Raw genomic sequence first — 21,975 nt, 5'->3', positions numbered from 1 at the left:
AGCATGACTCCTGTATTTTTATCGTAAAATTTAAAATTCAAGTTAATCGTATTTCTTGAATTGCTCTCCATCTTAGCTTATGAATTAGACGATCCTGTCGTTCATGAGGTTCATTGCATTAAATAGATTCACTTTTTTTAACTGCTCAACATTATTGACGGACATATTACCAAGATTAGAATTTGCCACTACGACAGCCAAGGTTTGTGCTCTAGAGATCGCGACATTAATGCGGTTTTTATCCAGCAAGAACTCAATACCGCGAGGCGATTCACTAGCATCACTACTACACATACTTAAAAATATGATAGGCGCTTCTTGACCTTGAAACTTATCCACACTACCAATCTTTGCTTGTTTGCCCAAGGCAGTTTTTAGCTTACTAACTTGATGATTATAGGGAGCGACAAACAACATATCGTCCCATGTAATTGGGCGAGTTTCTGGCTCTCCAGTATCTTTAGTCGCACCAGTATGTAATAGACGCCCTAACAGTGATTCAGCTAGTTGCTTAATCACTACAACCTCTTCATCAGAAGCTTGAGTATTACCTTCATGCTCTACAGGGATAAAGATAATGCCTGCCTCAGAGTTCAAATACGCGTCTAAGGTTTGGTGATCAGTACTTTGACCAGATACGTCTGAAATTTGAAGAATACGCTTATCATTATCAAGATGAGACTTTAGTTTGTTCTCATAGATTAGCTGACTGATAACAGTATTTACTTTGCTATGCATACGATAAGTCGTATCTAAAAACACACCTCTATCTGCAGGTATTGTCGGTGTTTTATGGAGTAGATAATCTAATATAGATAACCCACTTTGAGCAGGATGGGTGCCTTGTGAAGGTTGACCTAACTGCATCTGATCACCCATTAATACTAAATTCTTAGCACTACGACTCATAGCTACCAAATTTGCCGTTGAAACCTGACCGGCTTCATCAATAAATAAATAGTCGAGCTGCTTAGTCATATCTTCTCGCGCAAAACCCCAAGCAGTTGTTCCGATAACACAGGCTGATTGTATCTGACTGATCAACTTACTATTGCTAGATATAGTCACATCATAATCTGCAAGCTCATCATCAGTATCTTGTGTACAAATAAAAGCTGCTTTTATGTTTTGAAGTTTGCAATACTTGGCAGTACTCAATAATAGATTGTTGATCGCTTTATGGCTGTTACTTGAGATGCCTATTTTTGCGCCTGATTTAAGCAGATGAGCGATGACATGTTTACCAGTGAAAGTCTTGCCAGCGCCAGGAGGGCCCTGTATAGGTAAGTAGCTATTATCTAGATTAACAATCGCCGTGATGATTTGCTCTAAGCGTGCATTAGGTTCATCACTATCGACAATATCACCTCCTTTATGATTTGATATTCTCGGCTTTGAACCCGTTAAAAAGTCTATAACGGCAGATTGTTGTTGTTTAAATAATCCTTGTTCATACTCAGCAACCGTTCTAAAGATTGCTTCTGAGATAACATCCGCTCTAATGTAGTCGTCTGGAATAAGTGATATTGTGATTGGTGGTTCGTCTTTAGCTTTAACTACGATTATACCCTTGTCTAAATCACTTTCCTCGGCAGCAAAACTAACCGTAGCATTTTTGCCATCTGATTTTTCAACTCCAAGTAAATAGAAGCTTTTCACAGCGCCCTTAAATTCTTGCTCTAAATCGAAGCTATACTCATAGCTTAAGTTTCTAGCTTTGGGTTGAGACTTAAAGGGCGCTCTATCCGTCCGCTCACAAAGTGCAAGACAGTCTAAGTCGTTAAAAAGCTCCATCTCGTCTGAACCAAGTCGATCAAAAAGCTTCCAAAATAAAGGCTTAGACTCTCGGCGATGAAACTCTAACATCCATGCCAAGTTTTCAGTCAGTTGTCCCTGTTTAGGGTTGTCGAGCGATTCCATTTTGGCTTGAGCCAATAAACGATCACGCAATGCAGTTACTATGCTTACTTCATCGGGTATTTCTGCCTCAATAACTTCTGCTTTACCAAGATACTCAATGCGATGTATTGCTTGCTGCTCCCTCAACCATACCGTTAGCTCCTGCGTAGAGTCGCAATCATCAATATTATAATCTCGAATATCATTTAGAATCTTCGAGGTTTGCCAAGTATCCCCTTCTAGGCCTTGCTCAAATAACTGTCGCCAGTGATCATAAACAACGATAGAATCACCGCCATTGCCTACCTCAGTGTTACGCTTGCTTCGATAGAGACGCTCTACGTTTTTGATAGAGTATTTAGAGGCACCTAATCGTAAGCCACCTTTCACCACTTTATACAAGTCTACAAACACTTCATTTCTTAAGAGTTGGTCAACTTCATACTCACAAACGCCATAGCGACCCATAAGTTTTCGGCACGCAGCAATTTCATAATTAGCATAGTGATAAATGTGCATACTCGGGTCTTGTTGCCATCTGTCATATACCCAGTGGATAAACGCCTCAAAACACTGTTTTTCTTGTTCAGTATTATGCGCCCAGAAATCTTTAAATTGACGATTACCCTGTTCATCAAGATAGCTATTGCCCCATAAATACTCTAAACCGCCTTCATCAAGTGGAAATCCTTCAATGTCGAAGAATACGTCCAGTGCAGAATGTGGCGGTAATAGTGCTAAACCTTTTTTCTCATCCTGTATGTGAGTCAATATTTCAAACTCTGGTTTATCACTACTATCAGGCTCATCTGAGATTTGATTTTTTAAATGGGTTTTGATTTGTATAGCAGCTTGAGCTTTAATTTTAGTGAGAGATGTAGAATGGATACCAGGCACTGATAATAAAGGCAACTCTGCGAGCTGCTGCATAGTGCGAACACCTACTTTATTGAGCTTTTTAATTTGTGCTTTGGTAATGTTCGCCACTTGAAACAGATGATCTTTATCGAGCAAAATTTGTTCGGCATGGTTACTCCAATTACCCCAACTTTTCGAGTCAGCAGGATCTGGTTTTTGATCGGGATGAAAGCGAGAGTGCTCGACCAAAAAAGTATTTTTAAGAGATAGATAATAGTAATAAAAATCATGAGTCTTTAGTATTTGCTTCTCACCATTGCCAAGAGCAACGGTAATATTTTGAGGCAAGCAGCCTTGAATGGTCTCAAGCATTTGAGCGTAGCAACACAATTGGATTATAAATGTTGGCTTGACGTGACTAGCAAGCTTAGTGTCCCACACCTCATAATGCCAATCTCCGAGATTGCTTAAAGGTTGATCTGACTTGTGCTCCACTTTCACCAGAAAATCAGCATAGCTGGCGAACTCCCTAAGCTCTAACCTTCCTTGTATAATGACTTCAGCACCTTGCTTCATTGCCGCTAAAGTTTTGGTATATTTATCCTTTTTGGTAATGCCCTCAATTTTGACTAAGCTCTTGCCTTCAGCTATGAACTGCGTCTCTAGCTTATCTTCATGCTCATAACCTTTTTGTTGCAACATCACCATAAGCTCGTCACTAGGATCTGGCTTAGGTGCTAACTCTGGATACTCTTGAGCGAGTCTATCCATCCATGATGCAAAAGGACTTTCCATGTATTTGGTTAGATCTGATGGTGAGTAAAACATACCCTCTTTTTTATACATTATTTGCCTTATATTTATGGCTCTATTAAAACCTTCTCTTAAATAGTCTTTTTTTCGTAGAATAAAAATTAATAATTATCTATCTAGGTATTAGCAAAATTTATTTTTCAATTCATATTAATATCTTACTTATCATTAATTATGTAAAACTAAATCCAAGAATAATAGTTTTAATAGCAACTGAGCAGTAACAATATTATTTACTTATCTTACATTCATTAACATATAAAGTAACTAAATTTTGTTCGACATAAATTGACTGGAAAAACAATGCTCGATGCTATAAACCTATCATCTCTTTAAGTAAATTAGTGCTACTATAAATAAGTTCACATGACTATATCTATTTGAATTCAAAGTGTTTACTACAAGGATGAGAACCATGCCAAATATTAACGTTAATGGAACTACCCTTGTTTATAGTGATCAAGGTCCGAAAGACGCACCAGTATTAGTGATGTGTCACTCCCTATTTTTTGATCAAACAATGTTCGCTCATCAAACAGAATACTTCTCTAAGACTATTCGAATTGTGAGCTATGATCTTCGAGACCAAGGACAAAGCTCTCGATCAGATTTAAAAAGTGTTGATATGGATACGCATACCGATGATGCGATAGCATTGATTGAGGCACTCAACCTAGCACCTTGCTTCTTTGCAGGTAACTCTATGGGAGGCTTTATTGCTTTGCGTTTAGCTGCTCGACGACCAGATTTACTGAAAGGTTGTATTGTACTTGGCTCTAGCGGAGAGCTTGAATATAAGCTCTCTGATTTCTCCCCCCTCATTGATGGTGTAAACGCACAAGGCACCGAACCATTTATCGACACACTCATGTATATTATGTTTGGTGATGACTATTTGGCAGACGCCTCACGTGCAAGCGAGCGCGAGTACTGGCGTGATCATATGCTGAAACTAGGGCCAGATATTGCGCGCAGTGCTCATGGTGTTATACATCGTACAGGTGTCTTAGATGAGCTTAAGGACTGTAAGGTACCTATGCTAATATTGGCAGGTGAGCAAGACCACGCTTATGAAGTGCCACTTTCCCATAACATCGCTCAAACTGTAGCGGATAGTCAGATGTTTGTGATTCCAAAGGCGGGCCATTCGGTGGCACTTGAGCAACCAAAGATTGTCAATGAATATATTTCTGATTTCATTTCAGAACATTCATAGCCTTATCGTTTTTTAGGTTTTTAATTGAGTGGTTATGCATCTATAAAATAATGATAAGAAGTAACTTATATTTCTTATCATATTCCGATTATCAACTCATTGATCATTCAACTTTTACCGTTTGATGATCAGTAGCTTGATGGTTTGACTATCTAATTCTTTTCAAATTAATCTGTTTTCTTAATGGTGATATTAAACCAATTATTCTCAATACTAGATCTTTTATCGGCCGACAACCAGATCTTATACTCAATTACTTGCGGTATTTTAGCAACAATGGTTGTCCAACGTGATTCATTCATATCACAAAAGAAGCGCTCATTGTCTACTCGCTCCCCTTCTCCACATTTAAATGATAAGTACATCACGCCTTTATCAGTTAAGGTGTAGAGTAATGACTTTATAATGAAAGATAGCTCGAGAAAAGGTACGTGTAGCAATGAGGCACAAGCCCAAATGCCAGTGAACTTATTTTCCCAAGTCTGATTTTCAATACTGCTAAAATCTAAGTGAACCCAACTAATTCTGCTCGACATATGATATTTCTGAGCCCACTGAATTAATCCAGCGCTGGCATCTATCGCTGTTACCTCATAACCCTGTTTAGCAAAGTAACTTGCATCCCTACCTGAGCCACAGCCCACATCTAAAATAGACTGCGTATCTCTTTGAGGGAGCTGATTAATAAATAGCTCGTATAAATCATGCATATCTATGCTTACCGTTTGACAAGCAAACTCAACGACATTTTCATCATAATAGTTAAGCATTCTTTTAGATAATTGATTGATCATAAGGTGACATATCTATTTATCAGGCTCGAAGCTGTGGCAATAAGTCAGGATTAATTGGTCGTAGCTTTATACTTGGTTCTGGCGACCAGACCAAATCCTCATGTTCTATTGCTATTTGATAGGCCCACTGGCTAATCGTCTCTGAGCGTTGCTGGTTAGTTATAAAGCCTATGGTTTTTGCTTCTTGTTCAATCGTATGACCATGTTGTTGATTGCGCTCTAACCACTTCTCATAAAATAGCTCTTCAGCAAGATAATCCCGTTTGCTATTGTTGCAGCTATGATCAGTGAGTACGAAGTTATGAGTGGTATCAATGGGGTATTTCGACCAAGGAATAAAATGATCGACTTCAATATTATTTTTTAAAGCTTTATGACAATAGAAGCACTGCCCTTGTTGTGTATCAATTAATATAGATTCTAAGACTTTTAAACTTTGTCTTGATTGATGAAATAAAAATTGTTGCAGGTCAACATCATCGCTGAAATACGGTTGATTGTGACGGTTCTTACGCACAAACTCTGTCCAATACTGCTGGCAGAGTTTATGAATTATCTGACTGAAACGGGTAAAGCAATATGCGACTCCAGGCATCAATATTATCTCGTTTGCTTTAGGATTATAAACATATAGAAATTCGCGACTGACCTTATCTTGGGCACTTTGTAAATACTTTGCCGGGTTGTTCTTAATGGTCTGAGCAACCTCTTTAATCGTTGACTGCCACTTTTTAATATCACGCGTCCGAGCTACACGTATGTTGGTCGTTTTAGTCTCTTGTTGCAACTTCAGTATGCTAGTAATAACCTTAGCTTGACCCCCTACATTACTCTGTTTCAATATAGAGTCATCATCTTGATGTGAAAACGGCAGTGTTTGTGTCCAGTAAAGCTGAACAAACTGCTCAGCTAACTCTTCATAGGACATAATACACTCACTATTATCATTAATAGCTGATTCTATAGAAAGGTTTGTCATCGCCATTAATAAAGCGAATTTATAAGTCGAGGTATAAGAGCTAGATTCAAGCAACCATTGAATACGTCTTAGAAAGTTAAGCTGAAAGTCGGCAGAGGGCACAATGAGAATCCTTTAAAATATATCAGCATAATCTAATTTTGCAAAGCCTTCATAGGCACGGCGACTATCAGTTTATAGAATCTTACAAAGCTATAGTCAAGCCCACCTAAAAGTGTTATAAACTAATTATCAAACCCAATTGTTATTATAAAGACCATGACTTACTCACTAGATTATCGTAAACAAGTTCTCAAAAGTATAGATGACGGTATGACCTTTGCCGAAGCGGCTGAGTTCTATAATCTCAGCCCAACCACCATACAAAACTGGAAGAGACGTGTTCATAGCAAAACAACCAGACAAACCAAACCCTATAAAATACCAGATGACGTGCTACTGAATGATGTCAAAGAGCATCCTGATGATTACCAGTATGAGCGAGCACGTCGTTTAAACTGTAGTAAAACAGGTATTTATCACGCCTTAAAGCGTCTTGGCATTAGTCAAAAAAAAGGAGGGTATCCCGAATTCTGTGTAACTGCCATTTAGATTAAATGCTTACTGATACGATCATCAAACATAATCATAAAGCGATTAAGGGCAGACGTCCAGTTACGAATCGGCATCGACCACTTTTTAGACGCCTGCTGGGTTGCTAGATAGACTACCTTAAACGCTGCCTGATCAGACGGGAACACCTTACGCTTATTCACTGCCGTACGAATCACACTGTTTAGCGACTCAATAGCATTGGTGGTATATATGACTTTTCTGATGTCTTTAGGGTAACCAAAGAACACCGTTAAGCCTTCCCAGTTATTGCGCCAAGACTTAACCACGTGCGGGTACTCTTTACCCCAAGTCTCATCAAAGTGCTCAAGATTGGCCTCTGCTATCTCTATAGTATCAGCACCATAAATTGCCTTTAAATCAGCCGCTACGGCCTTTTTGTCCGTCCATGGTACGAACTTCATTGAATAACGCACCATGTGCACGATACACAGCTGAACCTGAGCGTTGGGGTAAACAGTATTGATGGCATCAGGAAAGCCCTTTAAACCGTCGACACAGGCAATGAGTATGTCTTGTACCCCGCGGTTTTGCAATTCAGTGAGAACGCCTAGCCAGAACTTAGCGCCCTCATTCTCTGATAACCACATACCCAGCAGCTCTTTTTTACCGTTAAGTCCCACCCCTAGCGCCAGATAGATAGCCTTGTTGATGATCTGCTTATCTTGACGTACTTTAACAACAATACAGTCCAAATAGACGATAGGATAAACACTGCTCAGTGGTCTATTCTGCCACGCAGTGATGTCTTCCAAGATGTTGTCAGTGACTCTTGAGACAAGAGAGCTTGAGATGTCGACGTCGTAAAGCTCTTTGATGGTCTCGACAATCTCGGTGGTCGTTTGGCCCTTGGCATATGAGCGAGGATCAGCAAGTGTCTGGGAGACACTTGCCCGAAGCGCAAGACGGAAGGCTATGCCTGTAGTGGAATATGATTTTATCGTCAAGCCCTGAGATACGGGTTTGATGCTTACGCACTAAGGTGGGCTCAAAAGCGCCGTCACGGTCTCTTGGGGTGGAGATCTCAAGCTCCCCTGTGTCACTACGGACTGTCTTTTTAGTGTGCCCATTGCGCTTATTAGGTTTATCCGCCTTTTCATGCTTAGGATAGCCAAGATGGTCTTCCATCTCAGCTTCTAGGGCAGTATCGATAAAGGATTGCATGAGTTGCTTTTGGAAGTCTTTGATGTCATCAAAGCTGTTCATGCTACCAGCCATCTGCTGGGCCAGTTTCTTGATGTCAGTTTGGTTAGTCATTGCTTATTCTCCGGTTAGTGGATTATAAGCAGTTACACAAAGTTTGGGAAAGTCTCATGCAAAATGACTTATCCAAATTATTTTATAATATTTGCCCTGGTCATAACATTTTTATTTTGAACTGACTATATTAATCTTACTCAAAATTAAATTGAACGGTAACCCTCCCGAGTATCTAGGAGACAGATTTACTTGAGCTAGGTAGCTTAATTCTATTTATTAGGTGTCTTAGGTTTGGGAGCGTTACCACCGCATCAGTAAGCATTTAATCTAAATGGCAGTTACACAGAATCTGGGATACCCTCGGGATGGTCTCTATAGGTCTCTATAATTCAAAGTAAAGTTATCCTGAATATAGCAAAAAATTTATTTCAATAAATCTCTTCTTATCTCCTCCATGTGTTCTCGCCACTTTTCAACTGTATCGAAGCCTCCTTCCACTGCTGATTTCCGCTCATGTTCTTCGAAGTCTTTCCGTATCTCCACTAACTTCTTTTCTTCTTTTTTAATTTTTACATCTAGTTGATCGCTAATCTTATTCGCTTCTACAGAAACTGCTCTAAAAAATTTTGTAAGACTTTTAAACATAGTTAGACGTCCTATTCTTGGTATTAGTGTGACTAATTTATGATAAAGCTGAATTATAAACTTCATATTCAAACTACTGCTTAGAGAAGTACTGCTTAGAGAAGTACTGCTCTATGTTTAGAGTATATCTATCAATATTTCTCAAGAGTTTATTGACGTTGTCATAATCTTCCATTATATCTTTATTTTTCAAAGATAGATCGTCATGCTCTTTTTGTAATCTATCAAATACTTCTTGTACATCAGAACTTAAACCAGATTTTTTCTTCATATTTGTTAGGTCTCTTAAACAACCAGAACCGTCGCCCACTGTCCATACAACAATCATCCTATCTTTAGTGTTTTTTACCTCAGACTCTATCCTTGCTTTCATGTCTTTATTTCTTATACTTTCTAATTCTAACATTGGTTTTAATTTTCTATTTAAAGACCATATTCTTTCTAAATAAGACTTTACTGAAATAACTTCTTCCAATTTAAGTATCTGATTTATAAAGCCTAATACTCCACTTATCATATAACCCTTCACGTTCATCGACTTTACTTTTATTATTTCTTCTTTACTGAAGCAATAACTACTGAACTTATATGCAGAACTTCTATACTTACTATTTATTTCAGCATCGCTTGTATCTATTATTTTCTCCAATCTCGATACCATACCACCCAGATTATCTATAATGTGCTTCCTTATAAATGCATCCTCCTCTCTTAAATATAAATTACAGGCTTCTTTAGCATCTTCTACTGCTTCCACCCAAAGTTCATTACTAATAGTTTGATTTTTATTGTTCGTCTGTCCCAGCTCTTTTTCATCGTCCGTAGGCTCCTCAGTGTATTTTATAGAATACTTGTGCATCTGTGAAAGATCCGCAATACCGTAATTCACCCAATCAAGAAAGTTAAATATCTGTATTCCTTTGTAGTACATTACCAAGTAGAAATAGCTTGAATAACCATATCCAAAATTAGTCTTAAACTCTATTTGAAAATCTTCATTCAGACTGTAGAGAGGTTGTGACCAACCATAATACCTATGCGAAAAAGCTATATTTTCCTTATTTTTCGAACACTCTATCCTTGCCTGCGAAAATCTATACGCATGTAACCAAAGTATAATGTACACGCAAACATCTTTATTAATAGCATTCAAAGCTTCAATATAAGATTCATGAGCACTGCGCTCTATGTCAGCTTCTATATCATCGCTAAGCTCTAACCCATCTTCTAAACCTGACTCATCCAGAATAGTTTTTTTAGAAGCATTATAAAAATATGAGTTAGAGTGCAGCTTTTGAATAAAACTCAGGTTTTTTAGAAAGATATTGAGCTGCTCTTTCATGTTGATAAATATTTTTGGCTGATAGCGATCATTAACATCCACACAGTAGTTAAAGTAGTCATTGACAACTGTCTTAGACAACTCTTCAGAAACTTGCACAATATCAGTAGTCTCTAGGTACCTAATAACAGCTAGCCCGTCACCCCCAAATCCAGCAGCTTCAGCATAAAGAGACTCAATTTTTAAAAAAACATCATCGTATAAATTAGCAATAGCAAACTCAGCACCAACTACAAAATTATTGGAAAGCGTATACTGCAAAAGAAGTAGGTGGTCAACATTAATACCAGCAGCATCAAAAGTATGCATGGTAGGTAAATCAGAGAAAGAATAGATCTTATCCAAGGGAGCACCAGACACTCTATCTAAACGCATTTTAAAAACCTCACGTGTAACAACAAGAATAATAAATATAGCCAAAGTATAAAGCTTACCAAAAGACTGTTAAACGTTATCTGCTATAGTCATTATTCATTAATAAAATCTAAGTGTAATCTATGACACATCGAACTAAATGATTTGCACGTCTATCACTCTGCTCATCACAGTGACCTATGCTGTCAAATCTGTACAAAACAACTTGGGGGGGGGTTAATTACGCAGCCTGACGATAATAATCAAGCCACATCTGTCTTGGCGTTTTATAGCCCAAACCCTTTTGAATCCTAGTCTGATTGTAATCTAGTTCGATATATTTAGTGATATCACTGATGGCTCCAAACCTTGGTTTTATAGTCTTGGTGATACACCAACTCACTCTTCCTTGCGGAGCAGTGCTCCTCACCCGAGATGCTTTCTATGGGCGCGTTATCAAAGCAATTACCACGTCTGGACATTGAGCCCTTAAATCTATGTTTCTTAATGATCTTATGATACTCGTAACTACAGTACTGACTTCCTCTGTCAGAGGGAACAATCAGCGCTTGGCTGGTTCGTTTGTTCTTGATGGCCATATTAAGTGCACGGCAAACTAAATCTGCTGTCATACGCTTGTGGATAGCATAGCCGATGATCTCTTTAGTGTAGAGGTCTTTAACGCCTGCTAAGTATAGCCAACCCTCATCTGTCCATATCTAAGTGATGTCACTAACCCAAGCTTCGTTAGGACGACTGGTATCAAATTTTTGATCGAGCAGGTTTGGATAGATAAGCTTGTTATGGTTTGAGTTGGTAGTAACTTTAAAACGCTTGTGACGACGGCAAACAATGCCGTATTCCTTTTTGATTCGTCTGACCATGTATTGACTGATATGATGGCCTTGCCCTGCAAGATGAGCATGCAATCGCTCACAGCCATAGCGCTGCTTAGTCTCATCATGAGCCACGCGAACCAGCAGCTCACACTGGTTGCGGTGGATCTGCTGATTACTGACACCACGATTTATCCAGTTGTAATAGCTTGATGGCTTGACATCTAATACGCGACACATACAGGTAATGCTAAATATCTTCTGGTTATCCTTGATAAAGACGTACTTCATCAACTGTGTTTCGCGAAGTACGCCGTGGCCTTTTTTAATATCTCTCGCTCCTCTTGAGCAATCTTGAGATCACGTTTAAGACGTTTATTCTCTTCTAGTATAGCCATGAGTTCAGGGTCATACTGCTTAGTGCCGATAAGTTTGCCTTCATTCGCTTTGTTCTGCCAGTTAGATAAGGTCTGCATGGCTATGCCTAGCTGCTTTGCAGTCGCTTAAACATTGCTATTATTACCTGCTAATTTTTTGACGGCTTCAGCTTTGAAAGCTGCACTATAGGTTCTGATTTTCTTAGTCATGACAAACTCCTATTAATACGCTTAGTTTACAAAGTCTAGTTCTACAATTTTTTCAGCATAACTCAGTATGGGTCTTAGTCTAATCCAGTGTTCATCTTTAAGTATGGTGCGAGGCATAGCGAACGATATTTTTTTGTGTAAGAACTTAAAGATTATCCGTTCGCTATTTTTTTACAATCAATTTGATCCCAATGTTCAACACACCCTTACCTTCCCTCTCAATTAATATCTACGAACTTAACAGCGTAGCTCATCATAATGCTTACCTAACTTGGCCAAACTCTACTATCTAAATTTATTTCATAGCTAAAAATTATTAGTTTCTATGACACAACCTGTCATTTTCTTTGACTACACTGGTCTTTATTAGGATATAACTAAGAAACAAACAATATGGATTGTAGCGACAAAGCTATAACATTAATTATATCAAACTACTAAACTTTTTAAACCATGCCTACTCTTTAGCAAATAATTTTTCATTCTGAATAATATATTAATAACATTATCAAGAACTTGCTAAAAATATAGTAAAAGAAAGTTCGAAAGCAATTGATAATTAACGATTATAGTGCATAATTGCATTTTTGTTATTTTTGTTATTTTTGTTATTTTTTAGTAACTTAATGCAACTGAAAGCAGAGTTACCTTGCAAGTTGAGTGATTATGAAATTGAGAAAACATGAGAGGCTTGCGTATCGACTATCTGACATTATCGTTAGACTTAACGATGGTGAGCGTTTGAATATTTTTGAATTAGCAGACACCTATAAGGTCTCTATCCGCACCTTAAAGAGAGATTTTCAGGATCGTTTGACCTTACTAGAGCTCTATGAAGAAGGTCCACAGTTTTATCGCTTGCACCCTAGTAATATTGGATATCTAGATATAGCAGATATTCAGCGTTTTGCTAGTTTTGCTAGCGTACAAGACTTACTACCGAAAATTGACCGTCAGTTTTTCCAAGAAAAACTTAACCAAAGCATTTTCGTTAAAGGTTTCGCTTATGAAAATATAAGCGAACGTACAGACGACTTTAGAACTATTAACCAAGCCATTACTAATCACCAATATATTGAGTTTTATTATCGCAAGGTCAGTGACTATGCTTCCAATAATAGTAAACATTACTTATTAGAACCTTATCACCTGCTTAATAAAAATGGTATTTGGTATGTAGTAGGTCGCCTTCATGGACAAACAAGAACATTTTGCTTTACGCAAATGACCCAGTTACATATAAATACTGAGACCTTCCAATGCTCTGAGGATATCAAAAAAGAAACTCTTGATACGGATAGCTTATTCTTTGGCAATCAAATCAGTGAGATTATCTTGCAGGTCGATGCAAAGGTCGCTGGATATTTTGAGCGGCGTGACTTATTGCCCAATCAAAATCTAGTACAAAGACTTGACAGTGGGGATTTGCTACTAGCATGTAAAAACATACATCCGAGAGAAGTAGTTCCTATTGTTCAGTACTGGATACCTTATATACGTATCATTAGTCCGAGCGAAATTCAGAAAGATTTAGAAATCACTATAAGTAAGTATTTAATAGGAAACTAGATTGTGGCAAAAAACAAGAGAAGTAAGTCAGTAGTGAGTTTTTTCGAAATTATTGTTGTAGCGACGATGAGTTCAGGAAAATCCACACTTATTAATTCAATGTTAGGAAAAGAGCTGCTCCATTGTGCTAACGAAGCGACAACAGCGACTATAACGAGAATACACAATAAGGACCAGCAGAATAACTTTAATGGTTCCGCATATAATTTTGAACCTATTAAATCAAATGAAAAAGCAAGATTGAAGTTTCTAGACTATAAGAGTGTTATTGATAGTGAAACATTGAAAAAATGGAATGCGGATAACAATATCAACTATATTAGTCTAACCGGTAATATCCCTTCTATAAAAAACTCTAGTAAGCACATTGTATTGTATGACTCACCAGGTCCTAATAATAGCCAAGATAATACACATCAAGACTTAACCTTGAACTTAGTAAGCGATGGTCGTTATGGAATGATTATCTATGTATTAAACGCTACTCAAATTGGCATTAATGACGATAAGCTATTTTTATCACAGATAAGTCAGGTTTTAAAAACTGATAAGCATAAAAATATTATATTTATACTTAATAAAGCAGACGTTTTAGATGAAGAAAAAGGTGAGGATATTGAAATTTTTGTAAGAAACATAGCTTCTTATTTAAAAAACATTGGTTTCATAAACCCTAGTATTATACCAGTATCTGCACTTTCTGCATTAAATGCTAGAAAAGTATTAAATAAAGAACCTCTTACTCGATTTGAACGTAATTTGCTACAACAAAACATACATAACCTTGATGATGATAGACTTATAAGAGCCTCTTATAATATATCTGATGAAGTAAAAACTATATCATTACCGAATACAGAAAAAAAAGATATGTCTATTACGATCAAAGATGGGTTAGAAATATCAAAAAGTAAAATCAATCAACTAATTTATTTTAGCGGTATACCTTTATTAGAAAACATTATTAATTATAAATTTCAAAAAACCACTTTATAAAACTAATGGAGTATTTTATGATTAACGTAGCTATCACACACAATCCTTTTACAGTTGAGACTTTCTTTCTCATCGATGACCAAAAACCTGAGAGTAATTCTCAGTTCGCTGAATATGAAAATCAACGTCTACAGCTATGGATTGAAGGATTCTTTCAGAAGTTATATGAAATATTTAATGGTGAAAAAGAATACAGAGTTCACTTTAAAGGGGTAGAAGCAGACTGTACTGATATGGAAGAGGCCGTTAAACAAGCCAACAAAGACGGAATAAATGTCAAGATGTGGTGTGACGTAGTACCAGGTTCAGAAGAGCGTCTAGAAAACATTCAACAGCTTGTAATAGAAGCAAAACAAGATCCATTGTTTAAACAGTATGTTAACACTCCCGATATACTCAAGAAGTTTGATACGGCGTTTGATAAAAACTTTGATGTCTATGTGGTGGCAACCATGTCATCTGGTAAGTCTACCCTGATCAATGCTATGTTAGGTTGTGACTTATTGCCAGCGTTAAACGAAGCAACCACAGCTACAATTGCTAAAATTACTGATAACGACGATATGCCACAAGGTCACTTTACGGTAAGCTGTACAGATAATAAAGACTGTATAGTCAATGAGAAACAAAAATTAAATCTTACGACAAAAACAGGCTCTGACTCGGCATCTCAGCTAATGAGCGAGTGGAATAAATCACCTGATGTATTCCGAATTAATATAGAGGGGAAAATACCTGCAATAGAAGAACGAGAGAGTGTTCGATTAGTTTTAACAGACACTCCAGGGCCTAATAACAGTCAAGATAGCGAACACAATCTAACAACTATGCGATATATTAGTGATTCTGATCGTAACCCGTTAGTTCTATACATTCTAAATGGACAACAGCTAGGCATCAACGACGATCAAAGTCTGCTAAAACAAATTGCTGATGTTATGAGTAAAGGAGGTAAGCAAAGCAAAGATCGCTTTATCTTTGTCATTAATAAAGCAGATGTATTTGACCCAGAAAAAGGCGAATATGTCGAAGATGTAGTTACACGTGCCAAACAATATCTAGAAAACAACGGTATTGCCAATCCTTTGGTATATCCAGTATCTGCTAGCTTAACCTCTTTGCTTCGCAAGCGTGAGCTAAGTATCGACTTATTAACACGCAGTGAACGAGGTGTCATCAATGCAATGGAAGAGCTGTTCAATGAAGAGCCACGTATGGATTTAGTTCAGTATATGCCCTTATCTAAAAAAACTCAGGAAAAAATTAATAATAAAAACTACTCAACAGCATTATATCGTAGTGGTCTACCCGCAGTTGAGATGATGATAGACGACTATATCGAAAAATACAGTCTTCCTAACCGTGTAACACGAGCCAATCAAGCACTCAGTCAAATCATACAACAATGTACTAATGCTGCTGAACTACAAAAATCACTTGAAACTGATCAGCAGGCACTTAATAATCTGCAAGAGACTATTAACATACTACGGGAAAAAGAAAAACAAGCGTTCAAAACAGATGGTTATATCACTAAATTAAAAAAGCAGCAAAAAGGACTAAGAAAAGAAACAGCTCAAGCATTTATGCAGGAAGAAAAAATCCTGAGAGAGACTACTTATGACTTTGGAAACAAATTTCAAGGAGAAGCCTCTAAAAGACAGGCTCAAGAGAAAATCAAAAAATTAACTCATGATTTACAAAGTGAGTTTAACTTACGCATTATCAATTTAGAAAAGATCATTGAGTCTGACCAATTAGAGATACAGTCAGAATTAGCAGCAGATTATAATAAATATATAACCAGCTTATTTAATGATGTATCAGAGTTAGAGCTACCAATGCTAGAGGGTTTAAAGAACCAAATAGCATCTTTTAATATGTCTTTAGGGCAGAATGAAGTACAGATTAAACATCATAGAGTTCAAACAGGAACAAGAACTGTTAGTGCTTCAACATGGTACAACCCTTTTAGTTGGTTTAGCACAACAGAAGAAGCTATTTATGAAAATCAAGAAGAAGAGTTTGTTAGCCTTGATGATTTGTGGGCGAAACGGGGTCCAGAAATAGACGCTGTGTTTGAAAATCTTTCTGCAGAAGCAGTAAAGAAAGTTAAGGACAATAGCAATAAAACTATAGATATATATATTGATTTTATGAACGAAGAGTTTGGCGAACGCTTTAATAACCTAATGGCAGATTTAGAAAATAAGATTAATGATAAAGATGAACGTGAGAAAGCTATTAATACGGCTAAAGCAGAACTTAATCACATTAATACATTTAATACTAAAATTACCAATATTTTAGCTCTATAGGCTGTTATATCTTATAATCTTTAAATAGAATTATATGCCATATTACAGCTAATCCTGATATACCGTAAAACTCTACTTATCTAAACCTATATATCCTAAGGAATGTTATGAACACAAAAAATAGTAAAAGTGAATTTATTGAACTATCTGCTAATGGTTCAATACCAGCTAAAACATCTCAGAACATACTTGATAATATTCAATCTATTGATTTCGTAGAATTCAATGATGAAACATATCCAATTAAAAAAAATAAAAGTATGTGGAATGAAGACTATTTCCGAGGAGAGCTTAGCCTAATACAGCATAAGGAGTTCTCCAAAAAGCGTTGTGAACATATCATAGCTGTAAAACATTACCTACAAGATTACAAAGTAGAAGGCTTCGGTATTAATAATGAGCAATATGCCCCTGCAATAACCGAAACCTCCAAGTCAACACTAGAAAATAGTAATGAAACTCAAGAAATTGATGTGAGTCTAATATCTGAAAATCCTGATGCTGATGCTTTAAAGGATATTCTCAAAGAATATGAACCTAAAGAAAGTCTACAGCTATCAATCGCGAAAAAAGACATAAGAGCTGTACAAAATATTATTAAGTTTGATTTGAAAAACAATCGATTATTAGTTAAAGATATTATTCAAGAGGTTATGTTTGTAAGTCAAAATATACCAGAAGCCTTTCTTGAGTATGAAGAAGATAAATTTTGTCTTGCCATAATTGAAAACAACAATAGTTGGAATAAAGATTATTTCCTTTTACAGCAAAGCTATCTTAACCATAACTTCGCTATGGAAAGATTAATGCATCTTATCAATGTTCGCGATTACTTAGCTCAAAAAGGTGTAGAAGGTTTCGAGCATATAAAAGTTCAACCTAAGCCGAAACCTCAGTTTAACAACACCTCCAGTAGCAGTTCAAGCAGTAAGCAGTCGAGCCATGTTAAACAAGAAAATAGCTTTATGAAGACTGCCGTTATAATTGGTGGCGCTGTTCTAGCAGGCATACTGGCTTTGATAGCGAAGTTAAGATAACTATAAATATAGGATAAAACATGACTAACCAGATAGCACTTGCCACTAAAACAGAAGCTGAACTTATACGACAACAGGCATTTAATGCCCTTCAAGATGCTAGCAATCTGATAAACAAAAGCTACCTGTCACAGCTGAGTCACTGTGATATTGCACCACGATTTAATCACAAGATTAACTTAAGCTCTGACGTTAGAATATTTAAAGTTGAGCGCATCGTCCTTGAAAATAAGCAATCAGTTTTAGAAAGTATGACAGCTGCTTATAATGCGTTAGGTGCTGCTGGGTTTTCGGTGTTTATATTTTTAGACTGTGATGGTTCTGAGACTCACTTATACTTAGGTACTCGTGGTCAATCAGGTGGCACTCAAGGTGGCACCGCAGGTCAGCTATTGCAGGAAACCTTTAAGGGCCACTTTTCTGGTAGTGAGCTTACACCATTAAATGGTTCAGCAACTCAAACCCTAATGGATAGTCTATACTGCGAAAACCATGATGGTACGTCTACAGTCCAGTCTGTAACTGCAGTTACCGGTGTACCTTCTCTATCTGTGGAAGAAAGAGAGCACTTTATGCAAGGGCTCGAGCGCTTCATTGATGCTGCCGAAGGACATAATTATTCTGCAGTTATTTTAGCTGAACCAGTTACCCCTACCCAGCTTTCTCATATACGTTCTGGTTACGAAAGTGTCGCTACTCAACTCTCACCATTGTTAAAACAACAAATGTCTTATGGCGAGAATGATAGTGAGGCTATCAGCCTATCAATCAGTCATGGCCTTAGCCAGTCATTAAGTGATAGCTTGAGCCAAACCGAAACGTCTGGAATTACAGAAGGAACAAACACCTCTAAAGCTTATGGGACTTCAGAATCACTTTCTGAACAAACCAATAAATCTAAAGTAGCGTCTTTTGGTGGAACTGCTATCACATTAGGCGCTACTGTAGCAGGTGGCATATTGGGTGCACCATTAGGTGGGCCAGTAGGGGCTAGTATAGGAGCTGGTATTGGCTCAATGATAGGTAGTAATGTAGGTAGAATGCTAAGTGATCCATTCGCTGAAAATCAAACGACTGGTACTAGCTATACAGAGTCGCAAGGAGTTAATAAAGGTACTAGCTTTAGTACTGCAGCAGGGCGAACTACTGGTGAAACCAGTACCAATAGTGAAACCAACTCTCAGTCAGATACTAAAACTACAGGCTCAAGCCGTCAATTAACGCTTGATATGACGGATAAAAGTATTGAGCAAATGCTTAAGAAGATTGATAAACAATTAGAGCGTGTCGACGAAGCCTCTCGCTATGGTGGCTGGCAAACCGCTGCCTACTTTATTGGCAATAGCACAGCTTCATCTGAGACTCTAGCAAGCATATTTTTAGGTTTGATGCGTGGCGGCAATTCAGATACTGAGGATTTTGCTTTAACTACGTGGGATAAATCTAACAATAGTAAAATGCAAAGTGTGCTTGAATGGTTGAAGGTTCTCAACCACCCTAGGCTTAACGCTAATTTTTTCAACACTCTACCGCTTAAATATTTAACTCCAGCAACATTAGTATCCGGTAAAGAGATGGCAATTCAGCTTAGTATGCCACGTCGATCTACTTCCAGCACCGCTGTGGTAGAAACTCAAGCATTTGGTAGACAAGTCAAATCATTGGATGGTCATAACATTGCTACTAATAAAAGCATCGAGCTAGGCGTTATTCGACACTTATGGAATGACTTACCACAAAAAGTTAGTTTAGATATCGATAATTTAACCAGTCATGTGTTTATCTCAGGTTCAACAGGGTCAGGTAAAAGTAATACTGTATACGAGTTAATGTATCAACTACAGAAAAAGAATATTCCATTTTTGGTCATTGAACCTACTAAGGGTGAATATAAACATGTCTTTGGCCATCTAGAGAATGTTCATGTTTTTTCAACCAATCCATCTCAAGCTCCTTTACTAAAAATAAACCCTTTTAAATTCCCCAAAAGTATTCACGTTTTAGAACATATCGATAGACTCATTGAAATCTTTAACGTGTGTTGGTCGATGTATGCTGCGATGCCTGCAGTTCTAAAAGATGCCATGCTTCAAGCCTACAAAGACAGTGGTTGGGACATTGATAATTCATATAACTATTATTCCGAAGATATCTTTCCAAACTTTAATGATTTATTGGAAGCAATTAATAACGTTATAAATACATCAGCATACTCAGACGAGGTTAAAAGTAATTATATTGGTTCGCTTGCAACACGGGTTAAAAGTTTGACCAACGGTTTAAATGGTCAGATTTTTGCTTCTGATGAAATTGATAATGATATACTTTTTGACTCTAACGTTATCATTGACTTAAGTCGCGTCGGTTCACAAGAGACAAAATCTCTCATTATGGGTATATTGATCATGCGCCTTAACGAGCGCCGTATGGCATTCTCTGGCATGAACCAACCTCTTAAACACGTCACTATCCTTGAAGAAGCTCATCATCTTTTAAAGAGAACCTCTACTGAACAAAGCTCTGAAGGGTCAAATGTGGCTGGTAAAGCCGTTGAGATGCTTTCAAACTCTATCGCTGAGATGCGTACTTACGGCGAAGGCTTTATTATTGCTGACCAATCACCAAGTGCAGTGGACAGTTCAGCTATACGTAATACCAATACTAAAATTATTTTGAGGTTGCCTGACGAACAGGATCGTCGCTTAATAGGTAAAGCAGCAGCAGTCAGCGACGACCAGCTTGAAGAGATTGCAAGGCTACCTAGAGGCGTTGCTGTTATTTATCAAAATAACTGGTTAGAGCCTGTCCTTTGTAAAATTAATCGTTTTAGTGGGGAAGAAAAAATATATGAGTGCCCCACTACTACACAAGTTACTGTGGGCACTCAGCGTAAAGAGTTTAATCTTCACTTAGCAAGGTTGCTACTTCATAAACGAATGGATGAGACAGAGCCGTTTGACTTACAGATACTCAAAGATGGTGCTAAAAAATATAACATAGCTACTAATTATAAGATTGGGTTGCTTAATTCGATACAACAAGTTGAAAAAACCGGTCATACAACAATATGGTCCGATCATACTAATGCAACAAACTTATTACTTTCTGTATTAGGTATACGAGAAACGATTAGTTCTCAGTTAACTCGTATGTCAAGTAAGGTGGAGCTAAACGTATTAGCGGATACCTTACTGAAAAATCATTTAACTCAACTATCAGATAATATGACACGTAGTATTCATAATGATTTAAGCACTGCCTGGCAAAATATTTCTAAGGATATGATTTTATGATCGAGTTTATTAAACAAAGTGAGGTTTTGAAAACACTCGATAAGCCTATTATTGATGAAAGTCTACTTTCTAAAGATGGATGTTGGGATACCTTTCCTAATAATAAGGGAGGTAATATCTTTGCTAGTGATCAGCCTTGGTCTACAGAGTATTATCCACAGTCTCTCGAAATCAGTCCATCTAATGCCTATCTACCAGTAAGTAATGGTGATTGGGTAGATGAAGTGGGCAACTCAACATGGAATCCTGATGATAACTTTATACCTTTAAAAGCTAATCCGGATAATTTAACTTGGGGTGAGCTCAAAGAAAAATATGGTATTGATGGAATATCTTTTAAAGATGGTGAACCGGATTTTTCGGAAATAATGAAGGATGAAGTAAAAATAGATAACTTCACAACTGAAAGAAACATGAACTTTCCTCAAGCTGATGAAAAACTTGCTGAAAAGTGGGAATGCACACCTAGAGAGGTTGCTAATTGGCGTAAAGAAAATGGTTATACTTGGCATGAATGCAAAGACTGTCAAACTATGCAACTTGTTCCTTCTGAAGTACACAATAACATCCCTCATGAAGGTGGTATATCTGTTGCCAAAAAACAGCTGTTAATTACAAATAACTAAG

Annotated in this window: 13 protein-coding genes and 2 pseudogenes; 8 read left to right on the top strand and 7 right to left on the bottom strand. The window is 37.3% G+C overall.

The genetic code is table 11. The features are described 5' to 3' along the window. Positions 1 to 84: 84 nt before the first annotated feature. The gene (locus PCRYO_RS04825; RefSeq protein ID WP_011513277.1) at positions 85 to 3,603 is read right to left on the bottom strand and encodes a TM0106 family RecB-like putative nuclease; all 3,519 of its coding nucleotides are present in this window, start codon (positions 3,601 to 3,603) and stop codon (positions 85 to 87) included. A gap of 382 nt (positions 3,604 to 3,985) precedes the next feature. Here PCRYO_RS04825 and PCRYO_RS04820 point away from each other — a divergent pair, with 382 nt between their 5' ends. Continuing rightward, positions 3,986 to 4,786: an alpha/beta fold hydrolase gene (locus tag PCRYO_RS04820; RefSeq protein ID WP_011513276.1), complete on the top strand. Its 801-nt coding sequence runs from the start codon at positions 3,986 to 3,988 to the stop codon at positions 4,784 to 4,786. Positions 4,787 to 4,953: 167 nt separating this feature from the next. Here PCRYO_RS04820 and PCRYO_RS04815 read toward each other — a convergent pair whose 3' ends face one another. Further along, the gene (locus PCRYO_RS04815) at positions 4,954 to 5,580 is read right to left on the bottom strand and encodes a class I SAM-dependent methyltransferase (RefSeq protein ID WP_011513275.1); all 627 of its coding nucleotides are present in this window, start codon (positions 5,578 to 5,580) and stop codon (positions 4,954 to 4,956) included. A gap of 19 nt (positions 5,581 to 5,599) precedes the next feature. Further along, positions 5,600 to 6,661 (bottom strand): HNH endonuclease, encoded by a 1,062-nt coding sequence (locus tag PCRYO_RS04810; protein ID WP_011513274.1) that lies wholly within the window; start codon positions 6,659 to 6,661, stop codon positions 5,600 to 5,602. Positions 6,662 to 6,817: 156 nt separating this feature from the next. Here PCRYO_RS04810 and PCRYO_RS04805 point away from each other — a divergent pair, with 156 nt between their 5' ends. Then, the gene (locus PCRYO_RS04805) at positions 6,818 to 7,150 is read left to right on the top strand and encodes an IS630 transposase-related protein (protein WP_011513273.1); all 333 of its coding nucleotides are present in this window, start codon (positions 6,818 to 6,820) and stop codon (positions 7,148 to 7,150) included. Here the strand turns inward: PCRYO_RS04805 and PCRYO_RS13045 are convergent. From PCRYO_RS13045 to PCRYO_RS04780, 4 genes and pseudogenes are all read right to left on the bottom strand, one after another. After that, positions 7,147 to 8,428 (bottom strand): annotated as a pseudogene (locus tag PCRYO_RS13045) (IS256 family transposase). The gene PCRYO_RS04805 and the pseudogene PCRYO_RS13045 overlap by 4 nt on opposite strands. A 366-nt stretch (positions 8,429 to 8,794) precedes the next feature. Then, complete coding sequence (locus PCRYO_RS04790; protein WP_041753039.1) at positions 8,795 to 9,016, bottom strand: hypothetical protein; 222 nt, start codon at positions 9,014 to 9,016, stop codon at positions 8,795 to 8,797. Between the two features lie 73 nt (positions 9,017 to 9,089). Further along, a complete protein-coding gene (locus PCRYO_RS04785) occupies positions 9,090 to 10,778 on the bottom strand; it encodes a hypothetical protein (protein ID WP_146110328.1) in 1,689 nt (562 codons plus the stop codon). Positions 10,779 to 10,953: 175 nt separating this feature from the next. Then, a pseudogene (locus tag PCRYO_RS04780) lies at positions 10,954 to 12,135 on the bottom strand (IS3 family transposase). 666 nt (positions 12,136 to 12,801) lie between these two features. Here PCRYO_RS04780 and PCRYO_RS04770 point away from each other — a divergent pair. The 6 genes from PCRYO_RS04770 (at position 12,802) to PCRYO_RS04745 (ending at position 21,974) form a co-directional block, all read left to right on the top strand. Beyond that, positions 12,802 to 13,704 (top strand): helix-turn-helix transcriptional regulator, encoded by a 903-nt coding sequence (locus PCRYO_RS04770; RefSeq protein WP_011513266.1) that lies wholly within the window; start codon positions 12,802 to 12,804, stop codon positions 13,702 to 13,704. A 3-nt stretch (positions 13,705 to 13,707) separates the two neighbouring features. Then, entirely contained in the window at positions 13,708 to 14,700 is a 993-nt protein-coding gene (locus tag PCRYO_RS04765; protein ID WP_041753037.1) for a dynamin family protein, read from the top strand. Positions 14,701 to 14,717: 17 nt separating this feature from the next. Further along, positions 14,718 to 17,018: a dynamin family protein gene (locus PCRYO_RS04760; protein ID WP_011513264.1), complete on the top strand. Its 2,301-nt coding sequence runs from the start codon at positions 14,718 to 14,720 to the stop codon at positions 17,016 to 17,018. Between the two features lie 107 nt (positions 17,019 to 17,125). Then, the gene (locus PCRYO_RS13395; RefSeq protein ID WP_011513263.1) at positions 17,126 to 18,055 is read left to right on the top strand and encodes a hypothetical protein; all 930 of its coding nucleotides are present in this window, start codon (positions 17,126 to 17,128) and stop codon (positions 18,053 to 18,055) included. Between the two features lie 20 nt (positions 18,056 to 18,075). Further along, on the top strand, positions 18,076 to 21,348 hold the full coding sequence (locus PCRYO_RS04750) for a helicase HerA domain-containing protein (RefSeq protein ID WP_011513262.1): 3,273 nt from the start codon (positions 18,076 to 18,078) through the stop codon (positions 21,346 to 21,348). Next, positions 21,345 to 21,974, top strand: coding sequence for an HNH endonuclease (locus PCRYO_RS04745; protein ID WP_011513261.1), 630 nt, complete (start codon positions 21,345 to 21,347; stop codon positions 21,972 to 21,974). Before PCRYO_RS04750 ends, PCRYO_RS04745 begins: the two co-directional genes overlap by 4 nt. The last annotated feature ends 1 nt before the right edge of the window (position 21,975 follow it).

This window comes from Psychrobacter cryohalolentis K5, assembly GCF_000013905.1.
GTDB lineage: Bacteria > Pseudomonadota > Gammaproteobacteria > Pseudomonadales > Moraxellaceae > Psychrobacter > Psychrobacter cryohalolentis.
The sequence above is the reverse complement of the archived record's forward strand: the minus strand, read 5'-3'. Positions and strand labels throughout refer to the sequence as shown.

What these genes read in the sequence shown, in the direction of transcription:
- PCRYO_RS04825 (WP_011513277.1), bottom strand. Translation starts at nt 3,603, where the DNA reads ATGTATAAAAAAGAGGGTATGTTTTACTCACCATCAGATCTAACCAAA.
- PCRYO_RS04820 (WP_011513276.1), top strand. Translation starts at nt 3,986, where the DNA reads ATGCCAAATATTAACGTTAATGGAACTACCCTTGTTTATAGTGATCAA.
- PCRYO_RS04815 (WP_011513275.1), bottom strand. Translation starts at nt 5,580, where the DNA reads ATGATCAATCAATTATCTAAAAGAATGCTTAACTATTATGATGAAAAT.
- PCRYO_RS04805 (WP_011513273.1), top strand. Translation starts at nt 6,818, where the DNA reads ATGACTTACTCACTAGATTATCGTAAACAAGTTCTCAAAAGTATAGAT.
- PCRYO_RS04790 (WP_041753039.1), bottom strand. Translation starts at nt 9,016, where the DNA reads ATGTTTAAAAGTCTTACAAAATTTTTTAGAGCAGTTTCTGTAGAAGCG.
- PCRYO_RS04770 (WP_011513266.1), top strand. Translation starts at nt 12,802, where the DNA reads ATGAAATTGAGAAAACATGAGAGGCTTGCGTATCGACTATCTGACATT.
- PCRYO_RS04760 (WP_011513264.1), top strand. Translation starts at nt 14,718, where the DNA reads ATGATTAACGTAGCTATCACACACAATCCTTTTACAGTTGAGACTTTC.
- PCRYO_RS13395 (WP_011513263.1), top strand. Translation starts at nt 17,126, where the DNA reads ATGAACACAAAAAATAGTAAAAGTGAATTTATTGAACTATCTGCTAAT.
- PCRYO_RS04750 (WP_011513262.1), top strand. Translation starts at nt 18,076, where the DNA reads ATGACTAACCAGATAGCACTTGCCACTAAAACAGAAGCTGAACTTATA.
- PCRYO_RS04745 (WP_011513261.1), top strand. Translation starts at nt 21,345, where the DNA reads ATGATCGAGTTTATTAAACAAAGTGAGGTTTTGAAAACACTCGATAAG.